The sequence below is a fragment of the Streptomyces sp. 4N509B genome (assembly GCF_052245655.1).
Classification (GTDB): domain Bacteria; phylum Actinomycetota; class Actinomycetes; order Streptomycetales; family Streptomycetaceae; genus Streptomyces.
This window is the reverse complement of the sequence record NZ_JBQQBZ010000001.1, coordinates 16,108-41,377: the sequence shown is the minus strand read 5'-3', so window position 1 is coordinate 41,377 and position 25,270 is coordinate 16,108. Positions and strand designations below refer to the sequence as shown.

Annotated in this window: 20 protein-coding genes, 2 tRNA genes and 1 pseudogene; 5 read left to right on the top strand and 18 right to left on the bottom strand. The window is 74.0% G+C overall.

What is annotated here, in order from left to right:
- Positions 1–29: 29 nt before the first annotated feature.
- The 3 genes from ACTWP5_RS00200 to ACTWP5_RS00190 form a co-directional block, all read right to left on the bottom strand.
- Positions 30–106 (bottom strand) — tRNA-Phe (locus tag ACTWP5_RS00200).
- Positions 107–110: 4 nt separating this feature from the next.
- Positions 111–185: transfer RNA gene (locus ACTWP5_RS00195), tRNA-Asp, on the bottom strand.
- A gap of 205 nt (positions 186–390) precedes the next feature.
- Complete coding sequence (locus ACTWP5_RS00190) at positions 391–687, bottom strand: DUF6480 family protein (RefSeq protein WP_443218557.1); 297 nt, start codon at positions 685–687, stop codon at positions 391–393.
- Between the two features lie 141 nt (positions 688–828).
- Between ACTWP5_RS00190 and ACTWP5_RS00185 the strand changes: the two genes are divergently transcribed.
- On the top strand, positions 829–1,800 hold the full coding sequence (locus tag ACTWP5_RS00185; protein WP_443218556.1) for a YihY/virulence factor BrkB family protein: 972 nt from the start codon (positions 829–831) through the stop codon (positions 1,798–1,800).
- A 22-nt stretch (positions 1,801–1,822) separates the two neighbouring features.
- On the opposite strand, the gene ACTWP5_RS00180 is transcribed toward ACTWP5_RS00185, so the two are convergent.
- Together ACTWP5_RS00180 and dapF are read right to left on the bottom strand one after the other, a co-directional pair.
- The gene (locus ACTWP5_RS00180; RefSeq protein WP_443218555.1) at positions 1,823–2,788 is read right to left on the bottom strand and encodes a hypothetical protein; all 966 of its coding nucleotides are present in this window, start codon (positions 2,786–2,788) and stop codon (positions 1,823–1,825) included.
- Positions 2,789–2,825: 37 nt separating this feature from the next.
- Complete coding sequence (dapF, locus tag ACTWP5_RS00175) at positions 2,826–3,866, bottom strand: diaminopimelate epimerase (RefSeq protein ID WP_443218554.1); 1,041 nt, start codon at positions 3,864–3,866, stop codon at positions 2,826–2,828.
- Positions 3,867–4,100: 234 nt separating this feature from the next.
- Here dapF and ctaD point away from each other — a divergent pair, with 234 nt between their 5' ends.
- Positions 4,101–5,867: an aa3-type cytochrome oxidase subunit I gene (gene ctaD / locus ACTWP5_RS00170; RefSeq protein ID WP_443218553.1), complete on the top strand. Its 1,767-nt coding sequence runs from the start codon at positions 4,101–4,103 to the stop codon at positions 5,865–5,867.
- Here the strand turns inward: ctaD and ACTWP5_RS00165 are convergent.
- Both ACTWP5_RS00165 and ACTWP5_RS00160 read right to left on the bottom strand, forming a co-directional pair.
- Positions 5,860–6,798 carry a hypothetical protein gene (locus tag ACTWP5_RS00165; protein ID WP_443218552.1) on the bottom strand — a complete coding sequence of 313 codons (939 nt, stop codon included), beginning with the start codon at positions 6,796–6,798 and terminating at the stop codon, positions 5,860–5,862. The genes ctaD and ACTWP5_RS00165 overlap by 8 nt on opposite strands.
- A gap of 60 nt (positions 6,799–6,858) precedes the next feature.
- Positions 6,859–7,335, bottom strand: coding sequence for a hypothetical protein (locus ACTWP5_RS00160; protein WP_443218551.1), 477 nt, complete (start codon positions 7,333–7,335; stop codon positions 6,859–6,861).
- A 162-nt stretch (positions 7,336–7,497) separates the two neighbouring features.
- On the opposite strand from ACTWP5_RS00160, the gene ACTWP5_RS00155 reads away from it, so the two are divergent.
- Together ACTWP5_RS00155 and ACTWP5_RS00150 are read left to right on the top strand one after the other, a co-directional pair.
- Positions 7,498–9,192 carry a sodium:solute symporter family protein gene (locus tag ACTWP5_RS00155; protein ID WP_443218550.1) on the top strand — a complete coding sequence of 565 codons (1,695 nt, stop codon included), beginning with the start codon at positions 7,498–7,500 and terminating at the stop codon, positions 9,190–9,192.
- Between the two features lie 34 nt (positions 9,193–9,226).
- Positions 9,227–9,475, top strand: a complete 249-nt coding sequence (locus ACTWP5_RS00150) for a hypothetical protein (RefSeq protein WP_443218549.1) — start codon at positions 9,227–9,229, stop codon at positions 9,473–9,475.
- A 54-nt stretch (positions 9,476–9,529) separates the two neighbouring features.
- Here ACTWP5_RS00150 and ACTWP5_RS00145 read toward each other — a convergent pair whose 3' ends face one another.
- From ACTWP5_RS00145 to ACTWP5_RS00115, 7 genes and pseudogenes are all read right to left on the bottom strand, one after another.
- Positions 9,530–10,078, bottom strand: a complete 549-nt coding sequence (locus ACTWP5_RS00145) for a GNAT family N-acetyltransferase (protein WP_443218548.1) — start codon at positions 10,076–10,078, stop codon at positions 9,530–9,532.
- 278 nt (positions 10,079–10,356) lie between these two features.
- Positions 10,357–13,476 (bottom strand): alpha-mannosidase, encoded by a 3,120-nt coding sequence (locus ACTWP5_RS00140; RefSeq protein ID WP_443218547.1) that lies wholly within the window; start codon positions 13,474–13,476, stop codon positions 10,357–10,359.
- Positions 13,476–14,903, bottom strand: a complete 1,428-nt coding sequence (locus tag ACTWP5_RS00135) for a 6-phospho-beta-glucosidase (protein WP_443218910.1) — start codon at positions 14,901–14,903, stop codon at positions 13,476–13,478. The genes ACTWP5_RS00140 and ACTWP5_RS00135 overlap by 1 nt, the downstream gene beginning before the upstream one ends.
- A 507-nt stretch (positions 14,904–15,410) precedes the next feature.
- Positions 15,411–16,121: pseudogene (locus tag ACTWP5_RS00130) on the bottom strand (carbohydrate kinase family protein); the annotation flags it as partial.
- A 300-nt stretch (positions 16,122–16,421) separates the two neighbouring features.
- Complete coding sequence (locus ACTWP5_RS00125; RefSeq protein WP_443218909.1) at positions 16,422–16,982, bottom strand: hypothetical protein; 561 nt, start codon at positions 16,980–16,982, stop codon at positions 16,422–16,424.
- Positions 16,983–17,356: 374 nt separating this feature from the next.
- Positions 17,357–19,318 (bottom strand): TerD family protein, encoded by a 1,962-nt coding sequence (locus ACTWP5_RS00120; RefSeq protein ID WP_443218546.1) that lies wholly within the window; start codon positions 19,316–19,318, stop codon positions 17,357–17,359.
- A 14-nt stretch (positions 19,319–19,332) separates the two neighbouring features.
- The gene (locus tag ACTWP5_RS00115; protein ID WP_443218545.1) at positions 19,333–19,911 is read right to left on the bottom strand and encodes a TerD family protein; all 579 of its coding nucleotides are present in this window, start codon (positions 19,909–19,911) and stop codon (positions 19,333–19,335) included.
- Positions 19,912–20,131: 220 nt separating this feature from the next.
- Here ACTWP5_RS00115 and ACTWP5_RS00110 point away from each other — a divergent pair, with 220 nt between their 5' ends.
- On the top strand, positions 20,132–21,475 hold the full coding sequence (locus ACTWP5_RS00110; protein ID WP_443218544.1) for a phospholipase D-like domain-containing protein: 1,344 nt from the start codon (positions 20,132–20,134) through the stop codon (positions 21,473–21,475).
- A gap of 42 nt (positions 21,476–21,517) precedes the next feature.
- Here ACTWP5_RS00110 and ACTWP5_RS00105 read toward each other — a convergent pair whose 3' ends face one another.
- The 4 genes from ACTWP5_RS00105 to ACTWP5_RS00090 form a co-directional block, all read right to left on the bottom strand.
- The gene (locus tag ACTWP5_RS00105; protein ID WP_443218543.1) at positions 21,518–22,771 is read right to left on the bottom strand and encodes an RsmD family RNA methyltransferase; all 1,254 of its coding nucleotides are present in this window, start codon (positions 22,769–22,771) and stop codon (positions 21,518–21,520) included.
- 183 nt (positions 22,772–22,954) lie between these two features.
- Positions 22,955–23,824: a lytic polysaccharide monooxygenase auxiliary activity family 9 protein gene (locus ACTWP5_RS00100; protein ID WP_443218908.1), complete on the bottom strand. Its 870-nt coding sequence runs from the start codon at positions 23,822–23,824 to the stop codon at positions 22,955–22,957.
- Between the two features lie 370 nt (positions 23,825–24,194).
- Complete coding sequence (locus ACTWP5_RS00095; RefSeq protein ID WP_443218542.1) at positions 24,195–24,578, bottom strand: VOC family protein; 384 nt, start codon at positions 24,576–24,578, stop codon at positions 24,195–24,197.
- A gap of 88 nt (positions 24,579–24,666) precedes the next feature.
- Positions 24,667–25,113, bottom strand: coding sequence for a hypothetical protein (locus ACTWP5_RS00090; RefSeq protein ID WP_443218541.1), 447 nt, complete (start codon positions 25,111–25,113; stop codon positions 24,667–24,669).
- Positions 25,114–25,270 lie beyond the last annotated feature (157 nt).

Genomic DNA, 25,270 nt, shown 5'->3' with positions numbered 1-25,270 from the left:
TCGGGAGAGGCGTTCGTGCTGCTGAGGACTGGTGGCTGGGGCCGGGGTCGAACCGGCGACCTTCCGCTTTTCAGGCGGACGCTCGTACCAACTGAGCTACCCAGCCGGAGCGGTCCTGACGGGATTTGAACCCGCGGCCTCCACCTTGACAGGGTGGCGAGCACTCCAAACTGCTCCACAGGACCTTGCGTGTGCACCTCGTGCGGTGCGAGAGACAGTCTCGCACAGGATGGTGCGTGCCCCCAACGTGATTCCCCTGGGCCCTGCGGAGCCATCGAAATCGCTGGTCAGCAAGGGCGGATCATCCCGTAGAAACGACCAACAGCCTAACACGGGAACGGCGGAGTCTCCGACCGCTCCCGGTCCCCGCCCGGCCCGTGGCCGGTCCGCTCACAGCGCCAGCAGCACCGCGTAGGTGACGAAGAAGCCCGCGACGGCGGCGGTGAGGACGACGAGGGCGAGCAGCGGGGCCGTCGCCCAGCCGCGGGTGGGGTTGTGGGTCTCCTCCGGGCCGGACTCCGAGAGGGAGCCCTCGGCGGGTGGGGTGTCGCCGACCGGCACGGAGACGCCGCGGTCCAGGCCCGGCGTGGTCGCCGGGTCGGGGTCCTGGCTGTGGGCATCGTGGCTGTGGGGGTCGTGGCCGTGGGGATCGGGGCCGGGAGGTTCGGCTCGGGGCGTTCGGGACACACGGAGGGGGGTGGGTCGGCCTCGCCTGTCGTTCTGTTCGTCGGGCATGGTTCCTCCCGCTCCTCGTCCGTCCCCGCCCTGTGGTGGGGGCCCGGGTATCCCGACTGGCGAAGACGAAACAGACATAACAGGATGGATCGCATGGCTGGACTCTGGACCTCGAACCTGCGGACGTGGTGGGCCGGAGTGCGGCGAGCCCTGAAGCAGTTCAAGGCCGACGACATCTCGGACTGGGCCGCGGCGCTCACCTACTACGGAGTGCTGTCGGTCTTCCCCGGCCTGCTGGCGCTGGTCTCGCTCGCGGGCCTGATCGGCGACGCGGCCATCGACCCGTTGACGGACAACGTCGAGACGCTGGCCCCCGGGCCCGCGCGCGACATCCTGACCACCATGCTGGACGAGCTCCGCGGCGGCCAGGGGCGTGCCGGGCTCGCCCTCGTCGTCGGTGTCGCGCTGGCCCTCTGGTCGGCGTCCGGGTACGTGGCGGGCTTCATGCGGGCCTCCAACACGATCTACCGGGTGGAGAAGGACCGGCCGGCGTGGAAGGCGCTGCCCCTGCGGGTCGCGATCACCGCGCTGCTCGTGGTCTTCGCCGCGCTGATCAGCGCCAGCGTGGTCCTCACCGGCACGCTCGCGCGGCGGGCCGGCGACGTGCTGGGGCTGAGCGACCGGTTCGTCTCGGTGTGGAACGTCGCGAAGTGGCCCGTGCTCGTCGTCCTGGTCGCGCTCTTCGTGGCGGTGCTGTACTGGATCGCCCCCGCCGAGCGCCGGCCCTTCCGCTGGGTCTCCCCCGGCAGCCTGCTGGCCGTGCTGCTGTGGCTGCTCGCCTCGGCCGCGTTCGGCCTGTACGTGGCGAACTTCGGCAGCTACGACAAGACCTACGGCAGCTTCGCCGCGATCATCGTCTTCCTCATCTGGCTGTGGATCTCCAACACCGCGCTCCTCCTCGGGCTCGTGCTCGACGCGGGGCTGGAGCGTCAGGAACGGGAGGAAGAGGAGGACGCGGAGGCGGGGGTGGAGCGGGCGAACGGGGAGCGTGGGGCCGCCGCGCCGAGGACGGGTCCCGGGCAGGAGCCCGGGCAGGAGCCCGGGTCGGAGCGGAGGGCGGCGTAGGGCCGGGCCGCCCCGCCGCGCGTCACTCCACCAGGCCGGGCTCGGTGCTGGGGCGCAGCACGCGGCCGTTGAACGCGTCGAGCACGGGCCGGTCGCCGAGGGGCTCCGACAGCTCGTGCGTCAGCGTCTCGCTGAGGAGTTGGCCGGTGCAGGCTTCCGCCGGATCCGGTCCCGTGACGACCGAGCCGGCGACGACGACGCTGTCGGCCGTCTCCAGCACCTCGATCGCCGGGCCGTCGTCACAGGCCCCGTGCCCGGCCGCCACGGCGATGGTCCCGCCGTCCCGCGACACCGACACGAGCCCCAGCAGCTGCATCGAGGTGTCGGCCCCGACGCCGGGCCCCAGCGGCTCGACCGGCGCCCGCGGCATCTCCTCGGGCTCCGCGACGGCGGCCACCCGCAGCGGGGTGTCGTAGCCGTCGAGCGCGAAGAGCCACGCCGGGATCTCGGCCGGGCCCTCGTTGGTGCGCATCTCCATGGTGCCCAGCTCGACGCCGGTCACCTCCAGCGCCGGGCGGTCGGGCCAGGAGGCGGCGTAGCCGCTGTCGAGGCGGTCGAACGCCGCCCTCGCGGAGACGAGGCCGTCGTCCTGGCCGCGCTCGGGCAGCTCGACGCGGGTGCGGAAGCTGAGCCTGGTGAACGCCCTGAGGTCCGCGGTGCCGCGCAGGCCGCCGTCGGGCAGCTGGATGTGGTCGTCGACCGGGTAGTAGCCCTCGGCCCACTCGTCGGCGGCGTTCGAACCCCGCCACGCCTGGGCGACCTCCGCCAGGCGCCGCGTCGTCGGGTCGTCCGCGTCCGCCGCCCCGGGGTCGGCGGCGTCGGCGGGCCGCTCCTCGCCGCCGCACCCGGTGACGCCCCACGCGCCGGCGGCGACCGCGAGCCCGAGCGCGGCGGCCGACAGCCGCGTGCGGGACGAGTGGGACGAGCGGGCAGAGCGGGAGGCGCGGGCCGGCGTCAGGGGCCGGGAACGCCTGTGCTGTGTCGCCATGGCCCTTCGACGGGGGCGGCCCCCGGGCGGTTCCGGCTCAGCCGGTGTAGGCCGTGCGGATTCCCGACTCCCGCAGCGCCTTGGCGTTCTCCTCGCTGAGCGCGGCGAAGGCGTCGACCTCGGCCTGGTGCGCCTCCACGCCGGCCGCCGCCGCGACGGCCGCGAGCGGCTCCTCGCCGAGCAGCGCCGCCGCGTCCAGCTCCACGCGGTACACCAGCGTCGCGTTGCCCTCCAGCACCGGCACCCCCGTGGGTTCGAGCCAGCTGCGGGCGACGCCGCCGACGTTCCGCACCAGGACGGGCCGGCCGGGCTCGACCAGGCCGAGGCGGGTCAGGACCGCGCGTGAGGCGACGATGCCCGATCCGCAGGACGGCGTGAGGCCGGCGCCGCGCTCGTAGGTGCGGACGAAGACCTCCTCCAGCCCCTCGGCGTCCGCCGACCCGCCCTGCTCGGGGCGGAGCGGCAGCACGAACGAGAGGTTCGCGCCCAGCGGGAACGCCCCGGGCGTCGCGGCGACCAGCTCGCCCGCCGCGACCAGCTCCTCCTCCCGGTACGCGTCGACCAGCGAGACCAGGTGCGAGTTGGGCACCGCGAGCGCCGTGACCCGCCGGCCGAGGACGGGCAGCTCGCGGTCGACCAACGGCCACGCGACGTCCGCCACGATCGGCTCCGCCGGGGTGAAGTCCACGGGCGGCAGCTCGACGGCGACCTGCCGCACCCCGTGCGCCGTCAGGCCGGCGTCACGGACGGTGAACGCGTACGGCCCGGTGCGGACGACCACGGAGCGTGACTGGCGGCGGTCGAGCAGCAGGCGGCCGGCGCAGCGCATGCCGTTGCCGCAGAGCAGGGACGGCGAGCCGTCGGGGTTGAAGAACCAGGCGCGGGCCCCGCCGTCGGCGTCGCCCGCCTCGTCCGCGACGAAGTACACGCCGTCGCCGCCCAGGCCGGAGCCCGGGTCGCACAGGCGCGTCACGGCCCGCTCGACCTCGGCGGCCGAGGCGAAGTGGTCGTCGGGCGAGCCGTCGACGACGAAGATGTCGTTCCGCGAACCGTGGGTCTTGGCGACGGAGAGTGCCATGGCGTGTGCTTCTCGCTGTCCTGGTCGTCCTGGAGATCGTTGCGGTGTGTAGCCATGCTACGGGCACGGGCCCGGCAACGCCCACCACGGCAACGCCCACCACGGCAACGCCCGGCACGGCAACGCCCACGAAGGAGCCAATCCCCCGCCCGCGCCCGCCCGCACCACTACAACGGGCGACGACGCGGGCCGAGGACGACGAGCCCGCGGCGCAGCCCCCGAGGAAGGACGCTCATGGCCACCGTGACCGGGACGCCCCCGCCGCGCGAGCGGACGCCGTCGTGGCCGGGCCCCGGCGGGGCCAGGACCCCCGGCCGCGCCCTCGTGGGCTGGCTCACCACCACCGACCACAAGCAGATCGCGACCCTCTACATCGCGACCTCCTTCGGTTTCTTCCTCGTGGCCGGCGCGCTGGCCCTGGTGATGCGCGCCGAGCTGGCCAGGCCCGGCATGCAGCTGGTCTCCGCCGAGCAGTACAACCAGGCGTTCACGCTCCACGGCACGGTCATGATGCTGCTCTTCGCCACGCCCCTCTTCGCGGGCTTCACCAACCTCGTCATGCCGTTGCAGATCGGCGCGCCCGACGTGGCGTTCCCGCGCCTGAACGCCCTGGCGTACTGGCTGTTCCTCTTCGGCGGCGCGCTGGTCGTCGGCTCCCTCCTCGCCCCGCAGGGCGCGGCCAGCTTCGGCTGGTTCGCCTACGCGCCCCTGAACGGGGCCGTGCACTCGCCCGGCATGGGCCCCGACCTGTGGATCATGGGCCTGTCCTTCTCCGGCTTCGGCACGATCCTCGGCGCGGTCAACTTCATCACCACGATCATCTGCATGCGCGCCCCGGGCATGACGATGTTCCGGATGCCGATCTTCACCTGGAACGTGCTGCTGACCAGCGTGCTGGTCCTGATGGCGTTCCCCGTGCTGGCCGCGACGCTGTTCGCGCTGGAGGCCGACCGCTCGCTCGGCGCCCACGTCTTCGACTCCGCCAACGGCGGCGCGCTGCTGTGGCAGCACCTCTTCTGGTTCTTCGGCCACCCGGAGGTGTACATCATCGCGCTGCCGTTCTTCGGCATCATCTCCGAGATCGTCCCGGTGTTCTCGCGGAAGCCGATCTTCGGGTACTTCGGGCTCGTCGCGGCGACCATCGTCATCGCGGGGTTGTCGATGACGGTCTGGGCGCACCACATGTTCGCCACGGGCGCGGTGCTGCTGCCGTTCTTCTCGCTGCTGTCCTTCCTGATCGCGGTCCCGACCGGGGTGAAGTTCTTCAACTGGATCGGCACGATGGCCGGCGGCTCGCTCAGCTTCGAGACGCCGATGCTGTGGTCGATCGGCTTCCTCGTCACGTTCCTCTTCGGGGGCCTGACCGGCGTCATCCTGGCCGCACCGCCGCTGGACTTCCACGTCACCGACACCTACTTCGTCGTCGGCCACTTCCACTACGTCGTCTTCGGGACGGTCGTCTTCGCGATGTTCGCCGGCTTCCACTTCTGGTGGCCGAAGATCACGGGGACGATGCTCGACGAGCGGCTGGGCCGGATCCACTTCTGGACGCTGTTCGTCGGCTTCCACGGCACCTTCCTCGTCCACCACTGGCTCGGGGCCGAGGGCATGCCGCGCCGCTACGCCGACTACCTCGCGGCCGACGGCTTCACGGCGCTCAACACCGTCTCCAGCATCGGGGCGTTCCTGCTGGGCCTGTCGACGCTCCCGTTCGTCTACAACGTGTGGTGGACCGCCCGCCACGCCCCACGGATCGAGGTGGACGACCCGTGGGGCTACGGCCGCTCGCTGGAGTGGGCGACGTCCTGCCCGCCGCCACGGCACAACTTCACGACGCTGCCGCGCATCCGCTCCGAGTCCCCGGCCTTCGACCTCCACCATCCGGAGTGGGCGGCCCGTGACCGGGCGGTGCGGCGGGGCGAGGAGCCGGCGCGGCGGGGTGAGGAGCCGGCGCGGCGGGGTGAGGGGCCGGCGCGGCCGGGGGCGGACCGGGTCAGCTGACCAGCAGCAGCATGTCGAGGTCGTCGGTGAGGAGCCAGCCCGACGCGCGCTCGGGGCCGTCCGGCACGGTGATCCACACGTGGTCGTCCGAGGCGTCCACGGTGGCGTCGGCGTACCGCTCGGGCTCCTCGGCGAGCAGCGCGCGCACCTCGTCCGCGAGCTCCCCGGCCGCGTCCGGGCTCTCGGTCACGACGCAGATCCGCGACGAGGAGGCGCCGGGGTCGTCCAGGGGCGCCAGCAGGCCGATGCCCCGCAGCGCGACGCGTTCGCCCGGCTCGCGTTGCGTGATCTCCACGCGGTGGGCGTCCTCGCCCAGGCACTCGGTCAGCCACCCGTAGTCCGCGTCGTCGGCGAGGGTGGCGCCGGCGCCGCCGTCCTCCTCGGACGGGGGGAGCGTGCCGTCGTCCTCCACCGACCACGCGATCTCCTCGGCGGCCAGCCGCAGGGTCACCCCGTCGCTCTCCCTGACCCACACCCCCTCGCGTTCCTCGAAGTCGTCGGCCGCGAGGTCCCGGCCGATCGCCTCGGGGTCGAAGGCTCCCCGCCAGTACCCGTACGTCGAGGAGGGGCCGAAGTTCACCGCGAACTCGGCGTTCTCCCGGTCGAGGCCGAAGAGGTGGTCCGGCGTGGCCAGCGCCTGGAGCAGCGGCGTGCCGAGGTACGCGGAGAAGGCGAAGCGCTCGGGGTCGGCGGCGAGGAGCGCGTTGACCCGCTCCGCGTCCACGTAGCTCACGGAGAAGGGGAGCGGCTGCTCGGCCGGCAGCCGCTCCAGCGCCCTCGTCAGCCCGCTCCCGGCCCCGCCGGTCTCCGAGCCGTTCGTCCCGCCCGGGCCCGGTCCGTCCCCGTCGTCCGTTCCGGACGACGAACACCCCACCGCCGCCGCCACCAACACCGCGGCCACACACCAACTCCACCGTCTGTGAGAGGACATGGACTCGACGCTAGCGCCAGCGCCCCCTCGCCGACAGTGGCCGACCGCAAGCGGAACGTCCTAGTCCTCCAGCCGGTCCAGGGTCTTCAACCCCCGCTCCACCTCACGTTCCAACTCCTCCTCCAACACCCGTATCCGCCGTCCCCGTTCCGCGATCCGCTGTTCGCGCTCGACCTCCGTCAGCGGCGGGTTCGCCGTGATCACGAACCGCGCGCACCAGTAGAGGCCGTACGCCGGCACCGTGACGGGCCAGGCCAGCCCGAAGAGGAAGGCCGCGGTGGCGACGCTCGCCCCGTCCGTGTCCTCGAAGCGTTCGACGGGGTCGTCCGCGGGGTCGTCCGCGGGATCGACCGCGGGATCGTCCAGCGGGCCCTCGCCCAGGGGGACTCCGACCGTGGGGCCCGCGCCCACACGTTCGTGCCACCGCGCCTCCCGCGTGATGACACGGGCACGTTGCACTCCGTACGCCGCCCTCGCCGCCAGCAACGCCACGACCTGGTAGCCGACGACCACGAGCAGCACGCTCCAGCCGTTCATGACCAACGAGTGCGCAGGGACGGCGTGTTTACACCTCCCGTGCCCCGCGTGGTCCGGGATGGTCCGGAACGCGACCCTCCCGGGTAGGTCCACGGTAGGGATAATGCGTGGAAAGCGCATCTCGTACCGTTTCGCGCCGTTGCGGTCGGGTACGCGGCGGCCATGGTCACCGAGCTGGCACAGGAGCAGCTGCGCCTCGACGCGAACGCCCTCGACTACGTGCTGCTCGCGTTCTACTTCGCGTTCGTCCTCGGCATCGGCTACGCCGCCCGGCGGCGGATCGCCACCAGCCTCGACTTCTTCCTCTCGGGACGCTCCCTCCCCGCCTGGGTGACGGGCCTCGCCTTCATCGCCGCCAACCTCGGGGCCATCGAGGTCATCGGCATGTCGGCCAACGGCGCCGAGTACGGCATGCCGACCATGCACTACTTCTGGATCGGCGCCGTCCCCGCGATGCTCTTCCTCGGCATCGTGATGATGCCGTTCTACTACGGCTCGAAGGTGCGCAGCGTCCCCGAGTTCATGCTCCGCCGCTTCGGACCGCCGGCCCACCTCGTCAACGGCATCAGCTTCGCCGTCGCCCAGATCCTCATCGCCGGCATCAACCTCTACCTCCTCGCCAGCATCGTCAACGCCCTCCTCGGCTGGCCGCTGTGGGTGTCGATGCTGACGGCCGCCGCGATCGTGCTCGCCTACACGGCGGCCGGCGGCCTCTCGGCCGCGATCTACAACGAGGTGCTCCAGTTCTTCGTCATTGTCGCCGGTCTGCTGCCGTTGACCCTCGCGGGCCTGCACCGCGTCGGCGGCTGGGACGGCCTCGTCGACCGCGTCAGCGACGGGCCCGGCGGCGGGGAACAGCTCACCGCCTGGCCCGGCAGCGAGCTGACCGGCTTCGACAACAGCCTCCTCAGCGTCGTCGGCCTCGTCTTCGGCCTCGGCTTCGTGCTCTCCTTCGGCTACTGGACCACGAACTTCGTCGAGGTGCAGCGCGCCATGGCCTCCCGCAGCATGTCCGCCGCCCAGCGCACCCCGATCATCGGCGCCTTCCCGAAGCTGCTCATCCCGTTCGTCGTCGTCATCCCCGGCATGATCGCGGCCGTCCACGTGCCGGAACTCGCCGCCTACAAGCGCGGCGAGGAGACGGGCGGGGACATCGACTACAACGACGCGCTGCTGCTCCTCATGCGGGACCTGCTGCCCAACGGGATGCTCGGCGTGGCGCTCGCCGGCCTCCTGGCCTCCTTCATGGCGGGCATGGCGGCCAACCTCAGCTCGTTCAACACCGTCTTCACCTACGACCTGTGGCAGGGCTACGTCGCGCGCGACCGGCCCGACGACTACTACCTGCGGATGGGCCGCTGGGTCACGGTCGGCGCCACCCTCGCGGCGGTCGGCACCGCCGCCATCGCCGCCGGCTACGCCAACCTGATGGACTACCTCCAGCAGCTCTTCTCGATCTTCAACGCCCCGCTCTTCGCCACCTTCATCCTCGGCATGTTCTGGCGCCGCATGACCCCGACGGCGGGCTGGCTCGGGCTGGTGTGCGGCATGCTCTCGGCCCTGACGGTCTTCCTGCTCCACCGGGCCGACGCGACCGGGGACCTCGGCGACCAGGGCGCCAGCTTCCTCGGCGCGGGCGTGGCGTTCGTCGTCGACATCGCCGTCAGCGTCGCCGTCAGCCTCCGGACCCGGCCGCGCTCCGACGCCGAGCTCGTCGGCCTCGTCTACGCGCTGACCCCGCGCGAGAGCCGCCGCGCCGCGACGACGGGCGCGGACGCCGGCTGGTACCGGCGCCCCGGGCTGCTGGCCGGCATCGCCCTGGCGCTCGCGGTCCTCTTCAACATCATCTTCGGATGAGTCCCCTGACGGAGGGAAAGGCAGGCCACCGCCCATGACCGACGACACCCCCACGGACGCCCCCGCGGGCACCCCCGACGGCACCCCGCCCCCGGACGGCCGGCGGGCGTTCGACGTCCGCCACGTCATCGCCGCGCTGCTCGCGCTCTACGGCGCGGTCCTGACCGCGACCGCGCTGGCCGGCGAGGACGAGGAGCACATCAACCTGCTCTCCGGCCTCGGCATGCTCGCCGTCGCGGCGCTGATGACGGCCTGGGCCCTGCTGCGGCCCGTCGGCCGTTGACCGAGCGCGACCGTGGCTCGCGGGCCCGGCCGCCGGCTCGGGAGCTGCGCCGGCTCAGGAGCCGGCCGCGTCGCGCAACTCCTCCTCGAACAGGCCCATCACGATCATGTCGTACCACGCGCCGTCCCGCCGGAAGACCTTCCGCAGCCGGCCTTCCTCGACGAAGCCGACCTTCTCGTAGACGCGGCGGGCGGCGTGGTTCTCCGTGACGACGTCCAGCGAGATCTTGTGCAGCCGCATCTTGTCGAAGCCGTAGCGGCACATCGCGCGCACGGCGTCCGTGGCGTACCCGTGGCCCCAGGAGTCCTTCTCGCCGAGATAGACGTCCAACTCGGCGCAGCCGGTCTCCGGCTCGGCGTCGCGCAGCCGCACCAGGCCGACGAGCCGGCCGTCGGCGAGCACCTCGACGCCGTAGATCACGTCCCCGTACGTGGCGGGCGCCCGGTTCTCCATCCGGTGGCTGACCCGCGCCAGCGACTCGGCGTACCCGTCGTTCATCCAGCGCATCACCTCGGCGTCGTGGTTCCACCGCCACAGCGCCTCGCCGTCCTCCGGCTCCATGGCCCGTAGCCTCACCAGCGCCCCGCGTGCCGCGAGTCCCATACGGCCCTCCCTTTCCGCCCACCGCCGTCACGTCAACCGTGCGAACCCGGACCTTCGTAACACGCGGGGCCCGCCGCCTCAACGCGTTGGCGGTGGCGGGAGTGCGCCGGACGGGCCTAAAGGCTGTCCCGCAATCCCTGGCGGGCTCGCGACGCCCCGCGACTTCCCTTGCCGCGTTGTCGTCGGTCGCCAGCCTGCAAGGCTGACTCCCTCCTCCGCCTTGCAATCGAAGCCCCAGGACGCCGCTCCCTGATCCACCAGGGATTGCGGAACAGCCTTTAGGGCACGCGGCGCAGGCGCACGGTCAGGATCTGGAACGGGCGGAGGGCGACGCGGGCGGTGTCCAGGGCCGGGGCGTCGGGCAGGGGGCGTTCGAGGAGGTCGGTCACGGTCGCCCCGGTGACGGGGAAGGTGGTGTGGAGGGTCGTGGTGGCGCGCCCGCCGAGGGACTCGTAGAGGCGGACGACGACGTCGCCCGAGCGGTCGTCGGCGAGCTTGACGGACTCGATGGTCACGGCCGGGTTCTCGCTGGTGACGAGCGGCGGTTGGTCGGTGCCCGGCGCGACGCGCAGCGGCAGGTTCAGGGCGTAGCCCTCGGCGACCGCGTCGGCGACGGTGGCGCCGGGCAGCAGCGCGTAGGTGAACGCGTGGCGGCCCTGGTCGGCGACGGGGTCGGGGACGCGGGGGGCGCGGACCAGGCTCAGGCGGACGGTGGTCGTCGTGCCGCCGTCCTCCCGCGTGGTGCGCGAGACGTCGTGGCCGTAGGTGGCGTCGTTGAGGATCGCCACGCCGTACCCGGCCTCGCCGACGTGGACCCAGCGGTGGCCGGAGACCTCGAAACGGGCCGCGTCCCAGCTGGTGTTGGTGTGGGTGGGCCGCTGGACGTGGCCGAACTGGATCTCCGCGGAGGACCGTTCGGCGTGGAGGTCGAGGGGGAACGCGGCCTTGAGGATCTTCTCCTGCTCGTGCCAGTCGATCTCGGTGTGGACGTCGACGCGGCGGGAGCCGGCGCGGAGGGTGACGGACTGGGTGACGCGGGAGCCGCGGCCGAAGGAGCGCACGACCTGGACCGTCGCGCGCAGCGGGCCCTTCTCCGTGACGGTCACCGCGTCGGCCTCGCGGAGGTCGGTGTAGCGGTGCTGGTAGTGCTTGTCGATGTCCCAGGCGTCCCAGTAGTTGGGGAGGTCGGTGTGGAGGCGCAGCAGGTTGCCGGCCGCGCCGGGGGCCAGGACCTCGCGGTCGGCGGCGAGGTCGCGGACCGAGGCGAGGGTGCCGTCCGGGGCGAACTCGACGCGGACCAGGCCGTTGGCCAGGGTGAGGCCGGTGACGGAGACGGGGTCGAGACCGGACGCGGGCGCGGGCCGGGCGGCGGGCTGGGTGGCGGACGTGGCGGCCGGCTCGGGGCCGGGGGCCACGGTCGCCGCGGCGGAGGCGGGGACGGTGGCGAGGGCGGGCGCGCCGCCCGGGAGGTCGACGACCTCGGTGCGCGGGTACGGGCTCGTGTTGTGGACGGCGAGGGCCTCCTCGCCCGGGGACAGCGAGGCCAGGGCCGTCAGCGCGCCGGCGGTGAGGGTGTTCAGCTCCTCCGCGATGCGCGCGTACGCCGCCTCGGCCTCCTGGTGCACCCACGAGATGGAGCTGCCCGGCAGGATGTCGTGGAACTGGTGGAGCAGGATCGCCTTCCACAGGCGGTCCAACTCCTCGTAGGGATACGCGTATCCCGGGACGCGGACGGCCGCGGTCGCGGCCCACAGCTCCGCCTCGCGGGCGAGGTGCTCGCTGCGCCGGTTGCCCTGCTTGGTGCGGGCCTGCGAGGTGTACGTGGCGCGGTGCAGCTCCAGGTACAGCTCGCCGCGCCAGACCGGCGCGTCCTCGTACTCCTCGCGCGCGGCGGCGAAGAACGCGTCGGGGTGCTCGATCCTCACCGTCGCCGAGCCCTCCAGGTCGGCCAGCCGGCGGGCGCGCTCCAGCATCTCCCGGGTGGGTCCGCCACCGCCGTCGCCGTGACCGAACGGCGCCAGTGAGCGCGTGCCGCGCCCCTTGTCCTGGTAGTTGCGGACGGCGTGGGCCATCTCCCGCCCCGAGAACGTCGCGTTGTAGGTGTCGATCGGGGGGAAGTGCGTGAAGACGCGGGAGCCGTCGATGCCCTCCCACCAGAAGGTGTGGTGGGGGTGCTTGTTCGTCTGGTTCCACGAGATCTTCTGCGTGAGGAACCACTCCATGCCGGCCAGGCGCGCCAGCTGCGGGTAGGCCGCGGTGTACCCGAAGGAGTCGGGCAGCCACACGCCGCGGGTCTCGACGCCGAACTCGTCGAGGAAGAAGCGCTTGCCGTGGACGAGCTGGCGCGCCAGGGCCTCGCCGCCGGGCAGGTTGCCGTCGGCCTCCACCCACATGCCGCCGACCGGCGCCCACTGGCCGTTCCGCACGGCCTCGCGGATCCGCTCGTAGACCTGCGGGTGGTTCTCCTTGACCCACGCGTACTGCTGGGCCTGCGAGCAGGCGAAGAGGAACTCGGGGTACTCCTCGGCCAGCGCCGTCACGTTCGCGAACGTGCGGGCCGACTTCCGCTTCGTCTCGCGGATCGGCCACAGCCAGGCGCTGTCGATGTGGGCGTGGCCGACGGCCGACAGGGCGTGGGCGCTGGCGTGGGCGGGGCGCGAGAGCGGCTCGCGCAGCGCGGCGCGGACGGCGGCGGCGCTGCCGGCGACGTCGTCGAGGTCGAGCAGGTCCATCGCGCGGTCGAGGGCGCGGAGGATCTCGTGGCGGCGCGGCTCGGCGTCGGAGAGCTCCAACGCCAGCTCCAGCAGCACCTCGACATCGAGCGCGAGGTGGAACACCTCCTCGTCGAGGACGGCGAGGTCGGCGCGGGCGAAGGTGTAGAGCGGGGCGCTGCCGGCGGTCGCCGGGTCGCCGAGCGGCGTGGGCCGGGCGAAGTCGTCGGCGAGGATGTCGGGGTTGGAGGCGGCCTCCAGGAGGTAGGCGACCTCCTCGCCGCCGCGCGCCGGGTTCGCGACCGCGACGTACTGGTTCTGCGGGTTGACGGCCTTCAGCACGGTGCCGTCGAGGGTGTGGACCAGGGCCTCCGCCTGGAAGCCGGGGCCCTTGCCGTCGAAGCCGAGGTCGAACACCGCCTCGACGCGGCGCCCGGCCCACGCGGCCGGCACCTCGCCCACTGCCCTGATCCACGTGGTGCCCCACGGCGGCCCCCACGGGGTGCCGACGCCGAACGGCTCGTACGGCGTGGCCGGGTCGGCGGCCTCGGCGAACGGCACCGGCTCGCCCGGCACCTGCCAGGCGTGGAGCGTGAGGGGGCGGCTGTCGGCGTGGATCGCGGGGCGGATGCGCTGGGTGAGGAGGCGGTGGGTCCGGGCCTCGATCCGGCGGCGTTCGTCGTGCATCAACGGCTCCTAACGGCTGACTGCTGACCGCGCAGGTGGGCGAGGCCGGGGTGGGCGTCGGCGTACGCGTCGGTGAGGCGGGTGGCGACGTGGACGGAGTCCACGAGGGGGTGGAGGGCGAAGGCGCGGACCGCGGCGGCGCGGGAGCCGGTCTCGGCGGCGGCCATGACCTGCCGCTCGACGGCCTTGACGGCGGTGACCAGGCCCGTCGCGTAGGGCGGGAGGGGGTCGGTGGCGAGGGGGCGGGCGCCGGAGGCGTCGACGAGGCAGGGGACCTCGACGACGGCGTCGGCGTCGAGGGCCGTCAGCGTGGTGCGGTTGCGCACGTTGAGGATGAGGCGGGTGGGCTCGTTCGTGGCGATGGCGCGCATCAGAGCCAGTGCTACCCCCTCGTAGCCGCCGGACTCCAGGTCCGAGGGGTCGCGTTCCCCGGCGTCGGCGGCCTCGCGGTTCTCCGCCATGTACGTGGCCTCCCGCTCGGCCCGCGTGGCGTCCCAGGCGCGCAGCGCCGCCTCGGGGTCGGGGTGGGTGGCCGCGTAGAAACGGGTCTGCTGCTCGTGGAGGAACGCGCCGCGGGTCCGCTCGGCGGCGCGGTGGGCGGCGACCGTCTCGCGGGCGAAGTAGTAGTAGTGCAGGTACTCGTTGGGGAGGGCGCCGAGCGCGCGCAGCCAGTCGGGGCCGAAGAGGCGGCCCTCCTCGAAGGAGGTGAGGGCGGCGGTGTCGGCGAGCAGCCCCGGCAGCACGTCGCGGCCGGCGACGTGGAGGCCGCGCAGCCAGCCGAGGTGGTTCAGGCCGACGTAGTCGAGGCGGACGGCGTCGGGGTCGACGCCGGCGGCGCGGGCGGCGCGGCGACCCAGGCCCACGGGGGAGTCGCAGATGCCGACGACGCGGTCGCCCAGTACGCGGGACATGGCCTCGGTGACCAGGCCGGCGGGGTTGGTGAAGTTGATGACCCAGGCGTCGGGCGCGAGGCGGGCGACGCGGCGGGCGATGTCGGTGGCGACGGGGACGGTGCGCAGGCCGTAGGCGATGCCGCCGGCTCCGACGGTCTCCTGGCCGAGGACGCCCTCGGCGAGCGCGACGCGCTCGTCGGCGGCGCGGCCGGCAAGGCCGCCGACGCGGATCGCGGAGAAGACGAAGTCGGCGCCGCGCAGGGCCTCGTCGAGGTCGGTGGTGGCGGTGATCTCGGGGCCGGGGCGGGCGCCGGCGCTGGCGGTGGGGCTGGCGGTGGCGGCCAGGGCCTGGCCGGCGAGGACGGCGCGGACGGCGGCGAGCCGGCCCGCGTCGGTGTCGTGGAGGGTGAGGTGGGTGATCTGCCGGTGGGGGTCGGCGAGCAGCGCGGCGTGGACCAGCGGGACGCGGAAGCCGCCGCCGCCGAGGATCGTCAGGCGGGTCGTCGCGCCCGTCGGGTGTGCTGTCGGTGCCATGCGTGTCCCTCGTTCGCCGTCCGTCGCGTTCGCCGTCGTCAGACTAGAGGCCGCCTCGTCATCCCCGGCGGGCTCGCGACGTCCTGCGACTCCCTCCCCCAGACCCCTGGCGGGGTCCGGGAGGTGCCCCCATGCTGCGTTGTCGTCGGTCGCCAGCCTGCGAGGCTGACTCCCTCCCCGCCTTGCTGGGGGCGCCCCCGCGCCGCAAAGCGGCGTGGGGGAGAAGCCGCAGGACGCCGCTCCCTGATCCACCGGGGATGGCGAGACAGCCTCTGGGTGGGTGGGGGCGACGCGGGCCGTGGCCGCGTCATCGGCCGGTTCGGCCGCCCCGGGGGTCGGGAGCGCGGGCAGGGGAAGGGCGTCGAGGAACGCGTAGGCGCGGCGCGGCTCGGGATCGCCGTCGCGGGCGCGGACCTCCCGCCACCAGCGGGCGATCCGGACCAGGTCGGGCGCCGCCGCCGCGCCGCCCGGCCGGCCCACGGACAGCCCGGCGCACAGCGCGGCGAAACGCAGCCGCGTCGCCAGCGGCCAGTCGCCGGGGTGGAGCGTGGCGGCGACGAGCGCGGCGCCGAAGACGTCGCCCGCGCCGGTGGTGTCGACGGCCCGGCCCACCCGCACGGCGGGCACGTGAGCGCGTTCCCCCGTGGTGGCGTCCACCGCGTGGACGCCGTCCGCGCCGCAGGTGACGACGGCGAGCGGCACGCGCTCCGCGAGCTTCGCCAGGGCCGCGGCGACGCTGCTGGTGCGGGTGTAGCCCATGGCCTCGCGGGCGTTCGGCATGAAGACGTCGCAGAGCGCGAGCTGGTCGAGCACGGCGCGGTCCGGGCTGCCGTGGGAGTCCCACCCGACGTCGGCGAAGATCCGCGTGCCGGCGGAGCGGGCCGTGGCCAGCCACGCGAGCGGCTCGGGCGTGAGGTGGACGACGGCGGCGCGGCTGGGCGGCGGCTGCCCGACCAGCTCGTCGGCGTCGAGGGGCGGCGGGCGGCCGTGGGTGACGAGGGCGCGGTCGCCGTCGTAGGCGAGCGCGACGGTCACCGGGGTGGGCCAGCCGGAGAAGCGGCGGGAACGGGAGAGGTCGACGCCCTCGCCGTCGGCGAGGGCGCGCCAGCAGTGCTCGCCGGGCAGGTCGTCGCCGAACGAGGTCGCCAGGCAGGTGCGCAGGCCGAGGCGGGCGAGGGCCACGGCGAAGTTCGCGATGCCGCCCGGGGAGGTGCCCATGCCGTCCGACCACACCTCGGCGCCGGGGGTGGGCGGGGTGGGCAGGCCGGTGAAGGCGAGGTCCCAGAAGAGGAGGCCGGAGAGGAACACGTCGTAGGGCTCGGGGTCGAGCGGGCCGAGCGGGCCGAGGGGATCGAGAGGGTCGGGGGCAGGACCTGACTGGCCGTACGGCGACATCGACGTGTTCCTCTCGCGGCGCGCGGGCCGAGCGCACGCGGCCCGCGTCAGGCGAGAGACTGCACGGCTCCCGCTCGTTCGCGCAAGGGTCGTGAACGGCTGTCGGCGGGGGCCGTCAGCCGGTCAGCAGCCCCCGCAGTTGTAGTAGGTGACGTCCCAGTGGTTGCTCTCGCGGGCGTAGATGTTGCCCGAGCCGGACTCGTAGAGGGCGGCGCCGTCGCCGCGCTGGCCGATGTAGGTGAAGCTGCCGGTGATGTAGCCGTTGACGCAGGAGCTGAGGGAGTAGTCCAGCTTGTAGCCGTTCCAGTGGCTGTAGGTGCCGCCGGCGTGGCCGGTCTCGGTGCCGCCGGTGATGTTCAGCGCGCAGCCGCTGGCGCTCTTCAGGGTCTGGGCGCCCTGGGCCGACATGAGGTTGAGCTGCTCGAACGAGGTGCAGGTCGGGTTGTTGCGGTCGGAGCAGCCGCCCGAGGAGGACCAGGTGATGCCGGACGCCCGGAACATCGAGGTGGCCTGCGAGTGGCTGATCTTCGTCTGGAGCGGCACGACCGTCTCCGCCGACGACGCGGTCGCGGTCGCGGACACGGACGCGGTCGGCGCGGCGGAGGCGGAGCCGGAGCCGGCGAGCAGCGCGCCGGCGGCCAGCGCGAGGGAGGCGAGCACGGAGAGCGCGGAGCGCGCCCGCACGGGGCGCGAGGGACGCGGGAAGACCACGGAAACCTCCTGCGAGGTGGGGGAGTTGTGGGGGATCAGGCAGGCGGTACGGGGTGGTGCACGACGATGATGCCGGAGGTCTACGCGCGTCCGCCAGAGTGCGGAGCCGACGAACGCGACGAGGCGCACGCCGGTGGGGAGCCGGTGAGGCGTGGGGAGGGTGGGGAAGTCGGGAGCGGGAGGCCGTCGGGCTGAGCGCCGAGCGCCCGGGGCGAGCCACCGGCGTGAGCCGTCGAGCCCGAGCTGCCAAGGGCGAGCCGCCGAGGGCGAGCCGCCGAGGGCCCCGCCGCCCGGCCGGTGGAGGCCGACCGGGCGACGGGGCCCTCGGGGGGACGAACGCGCCGCGCCTACGGCAGGCGGGCCGCCGCGTGCTGGCGCAGCACCCAGGCGAGCACCGCGTCGCCCGGCGGCGGCAGCGGCGGCTCGTACGTCCAGGCGTGACCCACCCACGGGTCGGCCAGGTGGTCGTCCGGCACCGGCGTGACGCGCAGCAGCGCACGCCACAGCGGGTCGAGGATCGGCCCGTACGCGCTGGCGTCCTCGCGGTCGGCCACCATCATCAGGTGCACCCCGACCGAGGGCCCCTCGTCCGCCAGATACCGCAGCTGGGTGACCGAGCGGTCGTCGAAGCCGTGCGGGAAGTCGTGGACGATGAGCAGCTGCTCGGCGGTGTCGAGGTCCGGCGGCAGCGCGTCTCCCGCGCCGCTGCGCACCGCCATCTGCACCAGGTCCACCCGCTGCGTCAGCCGCGCCAGCACCTCGCTGACCCCGGCCGCGCCCGCGGCCGGCGGCTCGCGCAGCGCGCCCGACTCCACCAGCGGCGCCAACGACCGGGCCGCCGAGCCCGCCGGGTCGATCACGTGGACCGTGAACGCGTCGACGGGGTGGACCGCCACCAGGCGGGCCGCGAGCGCCGTGGCCGTCTCGGCGGCGAGGCGTCGCAGCTCGTCGGAGTCGATCAGCGCCGACTCCACGGAACGGCCGCCGTGCCGGCCGCTGTCGATCCACAGGCCGCGGTGGAGCGGCAGCCGCACCAGCATGGGGATGCGCAGGCCCGGGGCGTGCTCCGGCAGGCTGAGGTCGCCCAGCCGCAGCGCCATCGGCGCCTCGCGGGGCACCTCGTACGTCCGCCAGGCCGCGCTGTCCCACCGCGCCAGGGCCGGCGGCAGGGCCGGCTCGACGACCTCGATCTCGGCCACGAGCTGGGCGAGGTCCCGGTCGAAGACGGCGCGCGCCTGGTCGGCGAGCTGGCCGTGCCGGGCGCGGGCCTCGGCGCGGGCCGCCTCCGCCGTGGGGCCGACCCGCGTCCGCGGGTCGGACAGCAGCCGGTCCAGCTCCTGGTCCAGGCGGGAGTCGGCGAACGCGACGGCGCTGCGGTACGCGGCGCCCGAGCGGGCCAGGTCCTCGAACATGCCCCAGACCTGGTTGTACAGCCGCTCCTCCATGCTCCAGCCGGAGGCGTCGCCCGCGACGGGCTGCGGCGCGGCGCCGGGAGCCGGGGACGGCTGCCCGTTCGGCGGCGCGCCCGACGGGGCGCCCGGCGGGGGCGGGGGAGCGCTGGGCGGCGGAGGTGGAGCCGCGGCGCGCCGTGGGTGCTGGTAGTTGATGCGGCCACCCGTGGCCGGCGAGCCCGAGGCGCCCGAGGCCCCCGACGGACTCGCCGCGGCCGTGTCGGCGCCGGTGCCGCCGCCGACGGGCGCGGTGTGCCGGGTCCTGTCCCGCTCCCCGGAGGAGGGAGGGGGCGCGATCGAGCGGGCCATGCCGCTGGCCACCGCGTCGTTGATCGTGGCGGCGAGCTCCTGGGCCTGCGGCAGGCCCTGGTCGTGGAGCATGGCCGCGAGCCCGCCCGCGTACCCCTGGCCGACGGCGCGCACCTTCCACGCGTCCTGCCTGCGGTAGAGCTCGATCGCCACGACGGCGGACTCCGCGGCGAGGTCCGTGATCGTGTAGCTCGCGATCTCGGCGCCGTCCAGGCCCGTGACGGCGACGAAGGGCGCCGCGAGCGAACCGAAGCTGGGCGGCGAACCCGGCACCGTGGGCAGGGAGAGCAGGACGTTCACCCGGTGCACGGCCTCGGGGAGGGCGCCGAGGTCCACGGCGAGGCGGTGGGCGGCGGCGGCCTGCCGGGAGACCTCGAGACCGGGGAGCTGGGGCGAGGCCGGGTGCGCGATCCACGACGCGTCCCGCATCCGCCACTGCTCGTCGTTGAGCGTCGCGCCGGCGACGAGGGGCGTGGGGGCCGACACGCGGATCTCCAGCCGGGTGTCGGGGAGGGGGTGGTTCTGCCCCCGGATCAGCTCGGCCGTCATCAGTGCCGCACCGCCTAGAGGTGCGGAACGAGCGCGGGCAGAAGGTCCTGGAAGGTCCGTCCGTTGGCCGGCTCGCCGATGGCGGTCATCGTCCACCCGGTGCCGTTCCGGCCGACCTTGGCCATGATCTGGGCCGTGTACGGGCCGCCGCCGGTCAGCGTGTACCGGGCGAGCTCCTGGCCGTTGGTCTCGTCGACCAGGCGGCAGAAGGCGTTCTGCACCTCGGCGAAGGACTGGCCGGTGAAGGAGTTCACCGTGAAGACGATCTGGTTGATGTGGACGGGGATGCGCTGGAGGTCGACGAGGATCGCCTCGTCGTCCCCGCCCTGCCCCGCGCCGCCGACCAGGTTGTCACCGGTGTGGCGCACGGAGCCGTCGTCGCTCACCAGGTGCTGGAAGAAGACGACGTCCACGGCCTGCCGGTCGGCGAAGAGCACGGCCGAGGCGTCGAGGTCGATCTCGCGGGTGCGCGACCCGAAGAGGCCGCGGCGCGGTGCCGCCTGCCAGCCGAGCCCCATGCGTACCGCGGTCAGGGTCCCCCCGTCGGACTTCTGCAGGCTGATGGCCTGACCCTTGGACAAGTTGACGCTCACGTGCTGGTCCTCTCTCGGCTCGCTCACACCGCCATGTGAGGCGGTTGCTCAGGCAGACTACGCAGTGCCACCGACACTCCGCCCCCGTCGGCCAGCATTGTGTCTTTCTTGCGACACTCAGCCCCGGCAGCCTCGGGGTTTCCGCGTCCCCACCGCCTTCGCTGGGTAATGCACATGCCAACTAGGCGGCGTGCACGGCCGGTTCTGTGGGAGGCGGACGATGAGCGGTGGCTCCTCGCGTGGCGTGACCGGGCGGCGGGTGCCGTCGGTCGTGGCGTTGCTCTGCGTGGTGGCGACGCTGCTGGCGGCGTCGCTCGCGGCCGGGCCCCCGGCCGCCGGACGAGGTCCGGCGGCCCAGCCCGGGGAGACGTCCGGGAAGGCGCCCGAGGCGCCCGGGGAGACGGCGCCGACCAGCGGGACCTCGGCCGCGCCGGCCGTCGTCATGAACGGCCCCGTCTTCAACGACCCGGCCGCCGGCCCCGGCAGCGGCACGCCGACCGCCGCCCAGACGGCCGTCTTCGACCAGCTCGTCGGCCTCCTCGACGCGGTCCCCGCGGGCGAGCGGATCCACTTCGCGATGTTCGAGTTCCAGGCCGGCCCCAGCGGCTACCCCCAGCGGGTGCTGAACAGCCTGGTCGCCGCCCACGACCGCGGCGTCGGCGTCCGCGTCATCCTCAACACCTCCGCCGGCAACGAACCCTTCCACGACGCGCTCGACGCCGCCCTCGGTCACGACGAGTCCGCCCGCTCCTGGGTCGTCGGCTGCGGCAGCGGGCGCGGCTGCATCGCGCGGAACTACTCACACGAGAAGTTCGCCCTCCTCTCCCGCGTCGTCCTGCCGGGCGGCGTCGTCCACGAGGACGTCGTCTTCCAGAGCTCGTCCAACCTCAACGACTGGTACGTCCACAACTCCTACAACGACGCCTACACCTTCGCCGACCCCACCTCCTACGCCGGCTACCTCACCCACTTCACCGACCTCCAGCGCGGCAGGACCGTCCCGGTCGACCCCGACTACTGGTGGACCACCCCCACCGGCACCACCCACCGCGCCCACTTCTACCCCCGCGCCCAGGGCACGGGCGACCCCATCGTCAACGTGCTGCGCGGCGTCGGCTGCACCTACCAGGACGAGGCCGGCGTCACCCGCCAGACCGCCGTCCGCCTGGTCGTCTCCGCCTTCACCCAGCACCGGACGGCCATCGCGGAGGAACTCCTCCGGCTGCGCGGGGAGAACTGCCGGATCGAGATCGTCCACGCGGCCGGCGGCATCGAGCCCGAGCCGCTCGCCGTGCTGAACCGGACGGCCTCCGGCGGCCAGCGCATCCAGCTCACCCCCTGCCGCTACACGGTCTCCGAAGGCCACGAGGTGCGCCCGCACGCCAAGGTGATGCTGATCGACGGCCACTACGACGACGACACCGTGCCGCGCGTCTACACCGGCAGCGCCAACTTCACCCATCTGGAGAACTCCGACGACTCCCAGCTGCGCGTCATGGGCCGCGCCGTCCACGACCAGTACCTGGCGTGGTTCACCGCGCTGCGCGCCGCCTGCGGCGGCTGACGGGCCGCAGGCCGTGACGGCCCGCGCGCCGTCCACGCCCCGTTACGCCGCGCCGCCGCCGTGCCGCTCGCCGTGCCGCGCGCGCAGCAGGTAGATCCGCGGGTGGTGCCCCTTCTGGAAGACCCGCGTCTCGCCGACCGGCTCCCACAGCCGCCCCGTCGCGGCGAGGCAGCGTTCCATCTGCCGCACCTCGTGGGTGAGGACCGCCAGCCGCGCGCCCGGCGCCGCCACCGCGTGCGCCCGCTCCAGCAGCGCCAGGTGCAGCGCCTCGTTGCGCGCGTGGTCGCCGACCAGCGTGCCCCACGGCGGGTCGGCCAGGACGACGTCGAACGGCCCCGACGCCTCCCACGCCCGCCCCGGCTCGCGGATGTCCGCCTCCGCCACCGTCACGGCGTCGGCGAGCCCCGCCGCCGCGAGGTTCGCCGCGCAGGCGTCGAGGACGGCGGCGTCGGCGTCGACCGCGACCGCCCGCCGCGCCGGGGCCGCCAGCAGCCGCTCGACCAGCAGCGTGCCCGAGCCGCACATCAGGTTCACGACCCGGTCGCGCGGCACGGGACGGGTCAGCAGCGCCATCGCCCGCGCGATGGGCGCGCCCGCCGCGCCCGGCACGTCCCGCACCCGCCAGGGGCGGTCGGACAGGGGCCGCGTCGAGAGCCTGACCAGCACCTCCCAGCCGTCCCTCGGATGGTCCGGGTGAACGGCGCGGCGGAAGCGCAGCGGCAGGTCGCCCTCGCCGGGGACGTGGCGCAGCCCGCTGGCGGCGGCCAGCTCCTCGCCCAGCCGCTGGAAGACGGAGGAGTCGCGGCCCGCCGCCTCGAAGCGGAACGACGCGGGCGGCGCGTCGGCGTTGATCCGCCGCACCGCGCGCAGGGTGTGGGCGAGCCGCGCCAGGTGCTCGCCGCTGAGCAGGGACTTCGGGCGCGGCACGGCGAAGGGCAGGACGGCGAACGGGGCGACGACGGTGCCCAGGTCCAGCAGGCGGCGCCAGGAGTCGGCGTAGTCGAAGAAGAGGGAGTCGTCACGGCCGGGGACGGGGCGCACCGCGCGCGGGTGGCCGAGCCGCGCGGTCAGCTCCTCCCGGACGAGCTGCTCCAGGCCGGGCGCGAAGACGACCTCGACCCGGCGGTCGGCGGTCGACGTCGGCCCCGGCCTCGGCCGCGACGCGGACGTGCCCGCTGACCTGCCCGTCGAGGCGGCGGCCCGTCCCCGCCCCGCCGCGCCCCTGAACCCGGCGCCCCTCGAACCGGCGGCGGGCCGTCGCCGCCCGGAGCTACGGGGCGTGCGGGACGGCGGCATGGCCCCAGCCTAACGCCGGGAAACGCCACGCCCGACGGGCCGTGGACCCCGTCGGGCGGCCCGTCGGGCGTGGGCGTTCGGCCAACGAGACGGTGCGGGCCTCCCGGCACGGTCGTGCCCGCCGGGAGGCCGGGGTCTCGGCCCCGGAGCTGCGGAGGGGTCAGCCCCGGCGGCCGAGAGGGGTCATCGCAGCCAGCTCGGCAGGACCCCGCGGACGGCGTCGAGCACCGCGGCGGAGGCCGAGGAGCCGGACGCGGTCGAGGCGTGGTGCGCGTGGTCGGAGTGCGCGCCCTCGGCGTAGTCGGCCGGGGCCGACACCTGGGCCTGCTCGGCCGCCGCGGCGACGTCCTCCGCGCTCATGGTCTGGCCGTTGCCGTACGTGACCTGGCCGTTGCCGCCGTCGAAGACGACGTCGGAGCAGGAGTAGAAGTTCTCCTGGCTGTCGGAGCGGATCCAGTGCACGTAGACGATGTGCTGGCCGGAGCGGGGCGGCAGCTGGACGTTCCAGTAGTAGTGACCGCCGTCGGAGCCGACGGAGCCGCGCTGCGGCGGGTTGGTCACGCTGCTGATCTGCTCCAGGTCACTCCAGCGGAGCTGCGAGGTGGGGGACCAACCGTTCTTCGTGATGTAGACGTTGAACCTACCGGGGTGGTGCGCCCAGTTGCTGTGCTGGAGCTCGATGCTCTGGCCGGAGGTCAGGTGCGTGACGGGCCAGTCGGTGCGGGCCGCGTTGTACGCCGAGAAGTTGAAGGGGCCACGGTTGCCACCGCTGCACAGGGTGCCGTCGGGAATGTATCCGGTGGTCCTGCCGCCGCCGTTGGAGTCGAGCACGGCGAACCAGTTGTACAGCGGGCCCGTGCCGTTCTGCCGCACCGCGTCGGCGCAGGCGGGGTTGGCCGGCATCTGGGTGGAGCTGTTGCGCTGGAGGTCCAGGTAGCACAGGTAGGTGCGCGAGCCGGGCAGGGTGGTCGCGCCGTGCGCGGAGGCGGGGGTGGGGAGGGACGCGATCACGAGACCCAGCAGTCCCGCACCGAGCACGCTCAGGAGGCGGATCTTCCTGGCCTTCCGGCCTCCGCCGGCCGGGGCGGCTCTTCGGTCGGTCGATCGAATGCTCACGGAGTTCTCCTCGAGAAGGGTCGTCTGCCCGCGATGGACAGCCGACGGCACCGGCCCACGGACGAACGTCTGACCGGTGTCCGGCGGCCCGTCGCCGGTTCGTACAGGCGTGTCGTGGGAGCGCTCCCGCAACCACCGTAGCGGGTATCGGATCGTTATGTAAGCGCTCGTACGTGGTGAACCCGCTGCTCTACGTGGTGACTTGTCCCAGCAGTCCCACGCACCCTTCCGACGCCGACGGCGTAGGCACGCCTACGTCGTCCGCCGACTCCCGGACTCCCTCTCCCGGCCCACGCGCCGCGTGCGGTCAGAGTGGCTGGAGCCGGGTGCGCAGGAGGCAGAACTCGTTGCCCTCCGGGTCGGCCAGGACGTGCCAGCTCTCCTCGCCGGTCTGTCCGACGTCGGCGGGCGTGGCGCCGAGCGCGAGCAGCCGCTCCAACTCGGCGTCCTGCTCGCGGTCGGTGGGGTTGACGTCGATGTGCAGACGGAGCTTCGTGGGCCGCGGATCGTCGCTGGGGCTGAGGATGAGGATGGGCTGCGGGCCGCCGAAACCGGCGTCGGGCGGCCCGATCGCGATGCTGCCGTCCTCCTCCCGGTCGAGTTCGACGTAGCCGAGGACCTCGCTCCAGAACGTGGCGAGCCGCTCGGCGTCGGCGGCGTCGAGGATCAGCTCACTGATGCGGCATGCCATGGGCGGCAGTGTACGGAGACGGCCCGGCGGATCGTCGGCGTGCCTCGTCCTCCGGGGTCCCGGGAGCCCTCGGGCCCCCGGGCGCCCTTCAGAAGATGATCTCGGTGCCGAACTCCTCCAGCTCGGGGTCGTCCGTGCCGGCGATCACCGCGCTCCAGAACAGCGGCTTGCCCTCGCCCCACACGGACTCGGGGGCGTCCTCCCACTCCAGCCGGTCGTTGTACGTGCCCTCGGGCCCGCAGAAGAGGGTGGTCTCGCGCGGCGACAGGTCCGCGTCGTCCACGCCCCTGCCCTCGAACGTCAGGGTCTCCCGCTCCCCGGCCGGGCACTCGCCGACGACGACGAGGCTCAGCGTCCCCTCGTCCGGGAGGTAGTGGGCCCCGAGCACCTCCAGGGTCCACGCGGTGTCCTGGGCCTGAGCGGGCGTGGCCGCGACCGCCGCCAGGGCGACGGGGGCGGCCACGGCCAGCGCGACCGCCGGGCCGCGGACTGCCAGGTGGCGTGGGAGGCGGGAGTTGCTGCGGTGTGACGTCATGCCGGAGTCCTTCCGGTGGTGGGCGGCAGGGTGGGGGAGAAGGGGAAGGAGGAGGGGCGGGAGGCCGGCCGTGCCCCGCGCCACCTCCCCGCTCTCCGCACCCCCACCCTCCCCACTCCGGAGCGGGGCGGCGGGACCTCCGCCGGGGTCGCACCCG